Below are 12415 nucleotides of genomic sequence, written 5' to 3'. Positions count from 1 at the left end.
TATTTTGCGTAAGTCCTGGTTTAATTGAGCGGGTGCAACAAGAACAGATAACTGTTTTAGCGAAGAAAGAGATAATAGATGTAATCACAACGATCGCTGTTTATAAATTTGCCAACTTAAGTCGTGAAGAGGTAGAGGCTATGTTAGGAGTTAAGTTAGAAGAAACTAGGGTTTATCAAGAAGCTAAACAAGAGGGACGAGAAGAACTAAAACTTGAACTTCTACCTCAGCTTTTAGCTAGTGGTATGCCAATAGAAGAAGTTGCCAAGTTACTTAATTTAACTATCGAAAAAGTAAGACTTGCAACTGGGCAAGAATTTTCAAGACCGACTTAGGAACTGCTGCAATTTTCATAGCGTAGCCCAATCTACGCATCGCGCCAGATAAAAAAGGCAGTGCTAAAGAGAATCAGTGGTACAAGACCTACGATTAAAAGTCTTCACCACAAAGATTCTCTAAATTTGTCATTTTTATGATAAAAAACCATAGTTTTTAGCCAGCTATAAAACAAACAACAGAAAGTGATACTCTAATGAATCCTTTTCAACTCAACAAATATAGCGATCGAGAACCAAGCGAGAAACAACAAAAAAGATTTCCGGGATGGTTTGCTTTAGATTTTGGTACATCGAATTCCACAGTTACACTCTTCGATCCGATTGAAGTACCGATCGCAGAAATTCTCCCCAAAGAGCAAGAAATGCGGCTGCGCGATCGCTTATCAGAATGGCTAAGTTCCCCCGCTTCAGTAGCTTTACCAGATGTCAGCGATGACGATTGGGCAAAATTCATCACAGAAATTAGCAAAAATCTGGAGATAGATCCAAGAAAGTTGAGTGAAGTATTTGAAAGTGACAATAAAGAGCGCTTTTTAGAAGCAATTCGCCAAATTGAGCTTTCTTTAGGAAACAGCGAGAGATTCCGCCGGGCTGTCAGCAAAAAACTTTACCAAATCTATCATGAAGTGTTCCGCGTTCCTACCCTAGAGTCGCAAAATTTGATCCCAGTTGTGCTGGATATCGATCGCCGCGATACGGAGATTCCCAGCGAGTTAGAAATTTCGCAGTTAGGGGACTTAAAGCTGCGGATGGGTAGGGAAGCTAGAGATAACCGCAAAAAAGCGATCGCTCAAGGTACAAGCAGTTCTTTAAAGGAAATTATCAGCAGATTTCACCATTCACCCAAACGTTATTTCGGTCAGGAGCGATCGTTTTCAATTATTGTAGATGGTGAAGAAGAAATAATTACCGCTAACCAACTGATCCAATCTGCTTGGGCGCATTTAATCGAGTTAACTGAAGATTACCGCCAACGCGCCCAACGCAGATTTTCAGAAGGGACTTTTTTAACAGCAGTTGTCACCTACCCCACTGTCGCCCCACCAGTTGTTCGCAAAGAAGTTAAGGAATTTGTTGAGCAATTGGGAATCGATGATGTTCAAACTGCTTATGATGAAGCCGTTTCTGTGGCAATATTCTTTTTGTGGCGAGAATTTGGCGGTAATCTTAATATTGGCATCGAGTCATTCAAAACTCGTTGCCGTCAAGTTGGAAATAAATGGTCACAAAATGTCCTCGTTTTAGATATCGGCGGCGGAACCACAGATTTAGCTTTAATTGAACTGACTTTAGAAGATAAAACCCCAGCTTTTGCCGATTATGAAGATCGGGGTTTAGGAGGACGTTACTATAAACTTACTCCCAAACTATTAGGTTCATCCGGTCATTTACAGTTAGGTGGTGAGTTAATTACGCTGCGGATTTTTAGATTATTAAAAGTTGCGATCGCAGATTTTTTATTGGCAGCAGTAACAACAGGTGATATTGAAAGTGAAAAGCTAGAAGATTTAATTAGCTCTGAGTTAAACGAGCGCTTTTTAGAAAAAGGTAAATTCAAAAGTGGCAGTCTTTTAAAATGTCTAGATAAAGAGAATCCCGAAGGCGATATTGCTTACAAAGATGCCCTAGATACTTCCGAGAAAGTATTACCCACCCGTTGGCAACAAGCACCCCAACGGCTGCAATCATTTTATATTCTTTGGGATCATGCGGAAGCTGCTAAACTTAAACTTGGGCAAAAAGCGCCAGCAGATAATTCTTTATTAACCTTCACACTTTCTGAACAACAGATTTCCGAATTGCTTACCCAAAGCGCGGTTAAATGGCAAGTCAAAGATCCAAATAGTATCTGCGTCACCCTAGATAACCAGCAATTTGAACGAGCCGCCGTTTCAGGAATTAAAGAAGCGATCGGTATTGCTAAAGGATTGATGGAAAGTCGCTTGCGCCCCGACGATCTCACCAAAGATTCTTGGAATTCTCAAAAAGTTGATTGGTTAATTCTGTCTGGAAAAACTTGTAATTTAGACATAGTGCAACGCCAAATCTATCAAGAATTTAGTAAGTCTCCCTATTTTGTATGGAATCCAGAACGGATTACCTTTGTGTTAGAATTTACCAAATTAGCCACCTCTGCCGGCGCTTGCTATGCCGAGAAATTGAGAAGATTAAGATTCGATCCAGAAGAGTCTAAAAGCTTGCTGCGGAAGGGAGCTAACCAACTAGAAATTGATGTCAAAAACCTATTTTATTATTTACCTTGCAATTTTAAACGCAAAACCCAAAGTAATGATTTACTCACCATATTTCAGGCTGGACAAGAACTCTATCAACTCGCACCTTGGGAAACTGTCGCCAAAGTTCGGACTGTATGGCAGGGAATCCAGTTAACTAATATTATTTACCGTCAAGACTACGAAGATGGAGATTTACGATTGTGGGGTAGCTTCGATGGCAAAAACCTCATGAATAAACTGGGAATGCAAGAAACAGAGTTTCTGAAAAAAATTAAAGTCCAGTTTGAAATTGACCAAACCCTTGAATTTAATGTATTGCTTTGTCAAGGAAATCCCCATTATTTAATTGATATTTCTGGTATTGATTTGGAATCAGTTGTTTCTGAAACATCGCCACTATTTGCTGATGGTAAACTGAACTGGAATATCGCCGTAGAGCGCTTCAATAAAGATTTAAATGATGGTGATATTGCCGTCAATGTTATTGAGTCTGCAACTGTCGATCAACCAGATGCCTATCATCTTGTTTTTGAAGTAGGAAATGATGGTAATAAATTGTTCCAAAAATTTCACTATCTGCGTGATGGTGTAACAGAACCAGGAATTGGATTAATTAGTAATCCTTTACCTCCATTCCCGCAAACTGGCCAACACACTTTTTATATTTATCAAACAGATGCGGAAAACAACAGCAAAAAATGGATACGAATTGGCGCACTCAGCAAACCAGATGTGACAACAGATTATCCTTGCCAATATCGTGTAACTCTAGACGATCAAGGTATCCTACGGATGCACGCTGGTGAAGTACCTTACTGGACATCAAATAGTCAAGAATGCCTAAAAGAAGAGGGATGCATTTATATTGCTGAATTAGAATTGCAACCCAACGAAGTTGATAAAGAACGCGATCCATTTTGCGGTATACATTAACTCTAGTATTAAACCTTTGCGTTCCTCTGCGTTGAAAAAAATTAAGATTTTTAAACGCAAAGGGGCGCGGAGTGAACGCAAAGGAACGCAGAGTTTTGCCAAGTTTAGTTCGCTACGAAAATATTTGGAGGTGATATTCATGCAGCACTTGCGTCAATTATTAGAGATAGAAAACTCAGAATTAGCCCAATTACTGCGGTTTAGTTTGTATGGACTAGAGGCTACTTTAAATCAGGCTCGCACAGAATTACCACTAGATCCAGGATCTAAAATATGCGATGAAGTGCTGCAAGAACTTCATAACCTATTGCAACCCGAACCCCTACAGCAAAATACTGGTTGGGAAGATGCGCCAGATGATTTAGTTTTAAATCATCTCAGAGAAGCTTTTGATTCTGACTCAGAACTTAATTATTATCTGGGTAATTCCCAACTGCAAAGCACAACGGACTCAGATTTATGGAATGAGATTCAACGCAAGCTGCTGCGAGTACCAGAAGATTTAGCTGCAACTTGGCGATCGCGCACTTTAAATTTAGCTCAAGAAGTTGGTGCGATCGCAGATAATTCTAACCTCTATCAACTTCCCTTTATCCGCGATGAAATTATCTACCCCGGTCTTACTGGTACTGTTCAAACTCAGGGCTTGGCTTTGTATCAACAAGCACTTTCAAACCCTAGAAATCCTCAAATAAACGTATCCGATTTACCAGCAGCATTTCTATTTTTATATATGAATTTTATCGAAATAGACCCAGATTTACATCATGCTTTAAAGAGCGTTTTTAGCTTCGATGTTATTTCCTTGCACTCCAAACCAGAACAGCGCGATCAATATATTGATGCTTTAAGCGATCGCTTCCAACGCACCCAAAAAGCTGAGAAAAAGCTCGATCCCCTATCAATTCTCCGTGCTTGGATTGACATGGATGAAGCAATACATTCCCTAGTATTCGTACCACCGGCTGAACGCTATTCTTGGTGGGGAAAGCTACAACATGAATCACGACGCATCTTGAAGAAAGTTGCTGATGAAGCTATTAATGCGGGTAATGAAGTGCGAATTCGCCAATTATCGGGACTTTATGCAGATATCTGTGCTTCGTCCAAGGATGACTTACAACTAGACTGTGGTGGTATTCCTGGCGAAGTATTAACTTGTCTCCGGGTATATGCGCGAATTAATCAGGATGAATCCCCAGGGCGTGTAATATTTCGCTCATCACGCTAAAAGAATTTTCTCATAAAGGAAAGGCAGACGATTTTACGAATCGCTGCCTTGCCTAATCATCTAATGAAGGTGTAAAAACGTTTAAATCTATAGAATGCCCCAGAAGTGTAAAATCCCTTGACCAGAAAACACTTCAAGCGCAACAGCAGATAGAAAACCAATCATTGCAAAACGACCGTTCCAGTTTTCGCTCTGAGGAGTGAAGCCCCAACGCAAAGCATTAGGATCTTCTGAAACTGAAGGCGTAGTCTTTTTTACGTCTGCCATAAATAATACTCCGAGCTTTTATGTTGTAACAGTTATAACTGCCTGTAAAGTAATGTAACAGATTTTTACGAAAATGCAACATAAAATCAAGACAGAATTTAGTTAGCAATCATATATTACGTATCCGTAATTTTATAATGGCAGGTTTGCGATCGTTTACGATGACAAGCTATGCGCCAACAGCGAATTACCTATGATTCACTACCAGAAAAAACAGGTAAGTAGCTAAACAAAATTAATTACACAAAGTTAAGCCATGAAACCCTTATCCAGACTAGAACCTCATGCGTAAATAATTCTGTGCGGTTACTTAAGACAAGCACTGTAAGAATTCCACATAGCAGTATCATCTCAATAATTAGCAGCACAAAATTATTGTGGATAAGATTATTTATCTGTGATAACTAAAATTCTACTCACGCTATGAATAATTCGCATTTCTATGCTTTAATGACCAAAGTTGAGCTAAACTCTGGCAAAGACAAATATTAATAAAAGCTTGAAGACATGGCAGGAGTTCTGCATTTTACAGGATTTATCAAGGGAGTGACTTATAAAACTTACTTAGATGAGAATTTAAGTAGGATTAGTTTAGATGTATTTGATATCAATAAACAAAGGGGCTATGGATTAATAAAGTCACATACAACTGAAATTGCTTATTCAAAATGGATATCACCGAAGAGAACCAGAAGTTATCCATTTGCTCGAATTTACAATACATACAATTCATCTAAAGTTATAACCATTATCCCGGTAATTAAAGATGAGGGTAAAGATGGTGATCTAGATAAAATTCAATACTCTACAATCTCTTGGATGAACTTGCTTAATATTTATATCGTACTTGCTTATTACGAAACAGCAGAAAAAAGTACCAAGAAAGCGCAAGCTAGTAAGAATAAGTTGAGTAATCAGAAATTTGCTAATGATTTTGTTAAATTTCAAATTAATGAAATATTAGCATATCGCCAAAGCGCACTCCATTGGAACAAGAATCTATTTGAAGAAAGATTTACACAAACTTTTGAAAAAGCTCTAGATTCTTATGATTCTATTTTTAATCATACTGGAGTATTAATTCACTCACGAGAAGGATTAGATAAATATTTACATAAAATTAGAGAAGAGTTTGAGGAATTTAAAAATATTTCTCTTAAAGGTTCTCAAAATGCTAGTAAAAGAGAAGCGCTGACTTCTCATAAGCTAGAATATTTAGTTGATGGATTAAAAGCAACTTTTAGTATTGAAAACTATCTTGGCGGAATTTACTATTTGACTCCTGATGAGATAATATTTGAGAATGATATGTATATTATACAAGAATCAAAAAATACTTCAACAGCATCTTTGCCAAAGCTTCCTGATATTCAAGATGGTTTATTCAAGCTAATTTTATTTTCTAATTTAGATTCTTTAATACTGAACGGACGACAAGTATCATTTATTACAAAGCTCAAGCTTACAGGTAACAATGTTATTGGTTCTATTGTCTTTCCAGATGCATTACTAGAAGAACTAGAATATTTTTTAGAAGTTAATATTAAAATTTTTAACCCAAATCAAAAAATAATTATCAAAAAATTGGCTTTAGAAGCTAAAAATAATCAGAAACTTAAAATAGAAGTATCCAGTAATTTTTAAACATTATAATTTTGGGTTATGATTAAAAGTCCTTTACGATATCCTGGTGGTAAGTCAAAAGCAATAAATCAGATAGCTGAATACTTGCCAGAGAGCTTTTCAGAATTTAGAGAGCCTTTTGTAGGTGGTGGTTCTGTATTTATTTATTTAAGACAAAAGTTTCCGCATATTAAGATTTGGATTAACGATTTAAACCGCGAATTATTCTTATTCTGGAAGTTTGCCCAATCCGATCTAGCTCAATTAGTTCAAGAAATTCGGCATATTAAAGTTAAATATACAGATGGTAAATTATTGTTTATAGAATTAACTAGCGTAGATGTCAATAATTTATCTGATTTAGAAAGAGCCGTTCGTTTTTTCGTCCTCAATAGAATTACTTTTTCAGGAACTGTAGAATCAGGTGGTTTTTCCCAAGAAGCCTTTCATAAAAGATTTACTGAATCTTCAATAGAACGATTAGAAAAGTTAGAAGATATTTTGTCAAACAATGTCCAAATTACTAATCTTGATTATAGCGACTTATTAAAACCAGATGGGAAAGATGTATTTTTATTTTTAGATCCACCATATTTTAACGCTACAAAATCAAAGTTATATGGTAAAGATGGTGACTTACATACCTCTTTTGAACACCAGAGATTTCCTGAACTTTTGCAACAATGCCATCATCGCTGGCTAATAACCTACGATGATTCACCGCAAATTAGAGAAAATTTTCAATGGGCTAATATCTCAGCGTGGGAATTGCAGTATGGCATGAATAACTACAAGCAGAGTCGTGCAGCTAAAGGAAAAGAATTATTCATTACTAACTACAAAGTTAAACTTGATTTGGATAAAAAAGCAAAAAATCATAAGCTTGTTAATCCAGCTTTGCAGTTGAATCTTGAAATTTTAACCTAACTTTAATAGCGGTCAATTTTCCGGTAGGATAGCTCCCATACTCTTCAACCTAGCTACACCTACCAAACCAGAAACCTTAGCTATAACAACTTTTCCAATCTCTGCTCAAGAAGCTTCTGCTAGCTGGTATATGCTGCTGCAACAATTAATAGATGGCCAATCCTTATCTCATACTCAAAGACAAGGGAAAAAATTAGCCAGCAGTTAAAAGAAGCTCTATTTCAGAAAGAGCTACAGAAATCCTATTTGATTTGTGAAAATTCGCAGTGTTAAGATCCCCAACTTCTTTGAGAAGTCGGGGATCTTGCTAATCCGAAATAAATCCCGTTTTTCTAGCCAATAGTTTGTGCTGAAGGACAAGCTATCAGTAGCTTGCTTCCCCGAAGGATTACGCCAAAATGCCCTTACCTAAAAGATTAGGGCTAGACTCACAAAAACTGCATACACACTGTAAAAAGTACTTAATCAACCCGCTTGTGCGGGTTTTATTTTTTAACATATTATTTATTAATAGCTATCTAGTTATTTATATATATTACAAAAAATTTACAAATATGTGAGCTATTACTTTTATATAAAGTCAACAATTACAAAGAAATATTTCGTTTTTTATATCGATTTGTGTCATATAAGCGATAAAATGCCTACTGGGTAAGCGTTTTCTGATAAAAAACAGATATTGCCTAAAGATCACAAGTTACCTGTGGCTGATGATGCCGCTAGGAACTTCCTTCAGAGAACACGCATCAAAGGAGCCGAAGAAGCATGTTCACACACGTCAAGTCCACCATTAGACACATTGCGCCTGATAACTTACGCGGACGTAGTTTAATCAAGGTGGTCTATGTCGTGCTTGAGTCCCAGTACCAGAGTGCTTTGTCGCAAGCGGTTCGCACCATTAACGCGAACAATCCTAACTTGGCGATTGAAATCAGTGGGTACTTGATTGAGGAACTCCGCGACCCCGAAAATTACGAGGAGTTTAAACGAGAAATTGAGAATGCGAATATCTTCATCGCTTCCCTCATTTTCATCGAAGACTTAGCACAGAAAGTTGTAGCAGCAGTAGAACCACACCGCGATCATTTGGATGTTTCCGTTGTCTTTCCCTCTATGCCAGAGGTAATGCGCCTGAATAAAATGGGCAGCTTTTCTCTAGCACAGTTGGGTCAGTCAAAAAGTGCGATCGCTCAATTCATGCGGAAACGCAAAGAAAAATCCGGTGCGGGATTCCAAGATGGGATGCTGAAGCTTTTGCGAACCCTCCCGCAAGTGCTGAAGTTTTTACCGATGGACAAGGCACAGGATGCCCGAAATTTCATGCTCAGTTTTCAGTATTGGCTAGGTGGTTCTCCAGAAAATCTGGAAAACTTCTTGCTGATGCTAGCTGATAAATACGTATTTAAAGGTTTAGAGAAACAAGATTTTGCACCTTCTACTTATGAACAGCCGGTTGTTTATCCCGATTTAGGGATTTGGCATCCTTTGGCTCCCAGTATGTTTGAGGATGTCAGAGAATACCTCAATTGGTATACAGCTCGTAAGGATATTTCTAGCGATCTCAAAGATCCCTTAGCTCCTTGTGTCGGGTTGGTATTGCAACGCACCCACCTAGTTACAGGCGATGATGCCCATTATGTGGCAATGGTGCAGGAGTTGGAAGCAATGGGCGCACGGGTATTACCTGTGTTTGCTGGTGGTTTGGATTTCTCCAAGCCTGTGGATGCTTACTTCTACGAACCAATTACCAAAATACAGTTAGTAGATGCAGTGATATCGCTGACTGGTTTTGCTTTAGTGGGTGGCCCAGCTAGACAAGATCATCCCAAAGCAATTGAATCACTCAAACGCTTAAACCGTCCTTACATGGTGGCGTTACCCTTAGTATTCCAAACCACAGAAGAGTGGATGGATAGCGATTTAGGGTTACATCCAATTCAAGTAGCTTTGCAAATTGCGATTCCTGAATTGGATGGGGCAATTGAGCCGATAATATTATCGGGTAGAGATGGGACTACAGGAAAAGCGATCGCACTGCGCGATCGGGTGGAAGCTGTAGCCGAACGCGCTTTAAAATGGGCGAACCTCCGCCGCAAGCCGAAACTTGATAAAAAAGTCGCCATCACCGTTTTCAGCTTCCCGCCAGATAAAGGCAACGTTGGAACCGCCGCTTACTTGGATGTATTCGCTTCCATCTACGAGGTGATGAAAGCCCTCAAAAATAACGGCTACGACTTACCAGAATTGCCAGAATCAGCCGAAGCGCTGCTGCAAGAAGTCATCCATGACGCCCAAGCGCAGTACAACAGCCCAGAACTGAACGTTGCTTACAAAATGTCGGTTCCTGAGTATGAGGCGCTGACTCCCTACTCTCACCGCTTAGAGGAAAACTGGGGCCCACCTCCCGGACATCTCAACAGTGATGGGCAAAACTTGCTAATTTATGGTAAGCAATTCGGTAATGTCTTCATCGGCGTACAACCTACATTCGGTTACGAAGGCGACCCGATGCGGTTGTTATTCTCCCGTTCAGCGAGTCCTCACCACGGTTTTGCTGCTTACTACACTTACCTAGAGCAAGTTTGGAAAGCTGATGCTGTACTGCACTTTGGTACACACGGTTCCTTGGAATTCATGCCAGGTAAACAGATGGGGATGTCTGGTGATTGTTATCCAGATAACTTGATTGGCTCAATTCCCAACCTGTATTACTACGCAGCCAATAATCCGAGTGAGGCGACAATTGCCAAACGCCGGAGTTATGCCGAAACAATTTCTTACTTGACACCGCCGGCAGAAAATGCTGGTTTGTATAAAGGTTTGAAGGAACTCAGCGAATTAATTGCTTCCTACCAAACCTTGAAAGATAGTGGACGCGGTGTTTCCATTGTCAATAGCATCATGGATAAATGCCGGATCGTCAACCTGGATAAGGATATTAACCTGCCAGAAACCGATGCCAGAGACATGAGTACCGACGATCGCGATAATATCGTTGGCAACGTCTACCGCAAGTTGATGGAAATCGAGTCGCGGTTGTTGCCTTGTGGTTTGCACGTTATTGGTAAACCACCAAGTGCAGAAGAAGCGATCGCAACTCTGGTAAACATTGCTAGTCTAGATCGTCAAGAAGAAGGACTTCAAGGCTTACCCGGAATTATCGCTAACAGCATTGGGCGTAACATTGACGATATTTACCAAAATAATGACAGAGGCATTTTAGAAGATGTCCAGTTATTGCAAGATATCACTTTAGCAACCCGTGCAGCAGTTACCGCCCTTGTGCAAGAGCAAATCGACGCGGAAGGACGAGTTTCTCTGGTTTCCCGGTTGAATTTCTTCAACATGGGTAAAAAGGAACCTTGGGTAGAAGCATTGCATAAAGCAGGTTATCCCAAAGTTGACACCGCAGCCTTAAAACCCCTACTTGAGTATTTGGAATTCTGTCTGCAACAAGTTTGTGCCGACAACGAACTAGGAGCATTACTCAGAGGCTTGGAAGGTGAGTATATCTTACCTGGCCCTGGTGGCGATCCCATCCGTAACCCGGATGTATTGCCCACGGGTAAGAATATCCATGCTTTAGATCCGCAATCCATCCCCACAACAGCAGCAGTTCAATCAGCCAAAATTGTCGTAGACAGGCTTTTGATCCGTAACAAGGCTGAAAATGATGGAAAATGGCCAGAAACCATCGCCTGTGTCCTCTGGGGAACCGATAACATCAAAACTTACGGCGAATCCCTAGCCCAAATTATGTGGATGGTGGGCGTGCGTCCAGTTCCCGATGCCTTGGGACGGGTGAACAAGTTGGAATTGATATCTCTAGAAGAGTTGGGACGACCAAGAATAGATGTGGTAATCAACTGTTCTGGTGTATTCCGCGACTTGTTCATCAACCAAATGAACCTGCTAGATCAAGGTGTGAAGATGGCAGCTGAGGCAGATGAACCCCTAGATATGAACTTTGTTCGCAAACATGCTTTGCAACAAGCTGAGGAAATGGGGATTAATCTGCGTCAAGCAGCAACGCGCGTTTTCTCCAACGCTTCTGGTTCCTACTCGTCAAATATCAACTTGGCGGTAGAAAACAGCACTTGGGACAGCGAAGCCGAGTTGCAGGAAATGTATCTCAACCGGAAATCATTCTCGTTCAATTCCGATAACCCCGGAATCATGGACGAATCCCGGCAGATTTTTGAAAGTACATTGAAAACTGCTGATGCAACTTTCCAAAATTTGGATTCTTCCGAGATTAGCTTAACGGATGTTTCCCACTACTTCGATTCAGATCCTACTAAGCTGGTGGCAAGTCTGCGCGGTGATGGTAAAAAACCAGCATCTTATATTGCAGACACAACCACAGCTAACGCTCAAGTGCGGACATTATCAGAAACCGTGCGTTTGGATGCGCGTACCAAATTATTAAATCCCAAGTGGTACGAGGGGATGCTGTCTCACGGTTATGAAGGTGTGCGCGAACTCTCCAAGCGGTTGGTTAATACAACAGGTTGGAGTGCGACAGCCGGCGCTGTGGATAACTGGATTTATGAGGATACAAACGAAACCTTCATCAAAGATGAAGAAATGCAGAAGCGGTTGCTGAACCTTAATCCCCATTCTTTCCGCAAGATTGTATCAACTTTGTTGGAAGTGAATGGACGCGGTTATTGGGAGACTAGCGAGGATAATTTAGATCGTCTGCGCGAGTTGTACCAAGAAGTTGAAGACCGGATTGAAGGGATAGAATAATCCCTAATCATAAATGTAGGGACGTTTTATAGAACGTCTCTACATAAAAAACGGTTTTGACAAATTGTATGGAATGCGGCTAAATGAAAATCAAATATATAATTATA

At 39.9% G+C, this 12415-nt stretch carries 7 protein-coding genes; 6 read left to right on the top strand and 1 reads right to left on the bottom strand.

The window, feature by feature from the left end; genetic code table 11:
• The first annotated feature begins 23 nt into the window (after positions 1 to 23).
• The 3 genes from GTQ43_RS11030 (at position 24) to GTQ43_RS11020 (ending at position 4739) form a co-directional block, all read left to right on the top strand.
• On the top strand, positions 24 to 335 hold the full coding sequence (locus GTQ43_RS11030) for an Rpn family recombination-promoting nuclease/putative transposase (protein WP_265273735.1): 312 nt from the start codon (positions 24 to 26) through the stop codon (positions 333 to 335).
• 197 nt (positions 336 to 532) lie between these two features.
• Positions 533 to 3508: a molecular chaperone gene (locus GTQ43_RS11025; RefSeq protein ID WP_265272645.1), complete on the top strand. Its 2976-nt coding sequence runs from the start codon at positions 533 to 535 to the stop codon at positions 3506 to 3508.
• A 139-nt stretch (positions 3509 to 3647) separates the two neighbouring features.
• The gene (locus tag GTQ43_RS11020; RefSeq protein WP_265272644.1) at positions 3648 to 4739 is read left to right on the top strand and encodes a hypothetical protein; all 1092 of its coding nucleotides are present in this window, start codon (positions 3648 to 3650) and stop codon (positions 4737 to 4739) included.
• Between the two features lie 87 nt (positions 4740 to 4826).
• Here the strand turns inward: GTQ43_RS11020 and GTQ43_RS11015 are convergent, their stop codons facing one another.
• Entirely contained in the window at positions 4827 to 5006 is a 180-nt protein-coding gene (locus tag GTQ43_RS11015) for a high light inducible protein (RefSeq protein ID WP_069071239.1), read from the bottom strand.
• Positions 5007 to 5513: 507 nt separating this feature from the next.
• On the opposite strand from GTQ43_RS11015, the gene GTQ43_RS11010 reads away from it, so the two are divergent.
• From GTQ43_RS11010 to GTQ43_RS11000, 3 genes are all read left to right on the top strand, one after another.
• Positions 5514 to 6650, top strand: a complete 1137-nt coding sequence (locus tag GTQ43_RS11010) for a hypothetical protein (RefSeq protein WP_265272643.1) — start codon at positions 5514 to 5516, stop codon at positions 6648 to 6650.
• A gap of 18 nt (positions 6651 to 6668) precedes the next feature.
• Positions 6669 to 7556, top strand: a complete 888-nt coding sequence (locus GTQ43_RS11005) for a DNA adenine methylase (protein ID WP_265272642.1) — start codon at positions 6669 to 6671, stop codon at positions 7554 to 7556.
• Positions 7557 to 8321: 765 nt separating this feature from the next.
• Complete coding sequence (locus GTQ43_RS11000; RefSeq protein ID WP_265272641.1) at positions 8322 to 12308, top strand: magnesium chelatase subunit H; 3987 nt, start codon at positions 8322 to 8324, stop codon at positions 12306 to 12308.
• Positions 12309 to 12415: the final 107 nt, after the last annotated feature.

The sequence above is a fragment of the Nostoc sp. KVJ3 genome (assembly GCF_026127265.1).
In the GTDB taxonomy this organism is placed as follows: domain Bacteria; phylum Cyanobacteriota; class Cyanobacteriia; order Cyanobacteriales; family Nostocaceae; genus Nostoc.
The sequence above is the reverse complement of the archived record's forward strand: the minus strand, read 5'-3'. Positions and strand labels throughout refer to the sequence as shown.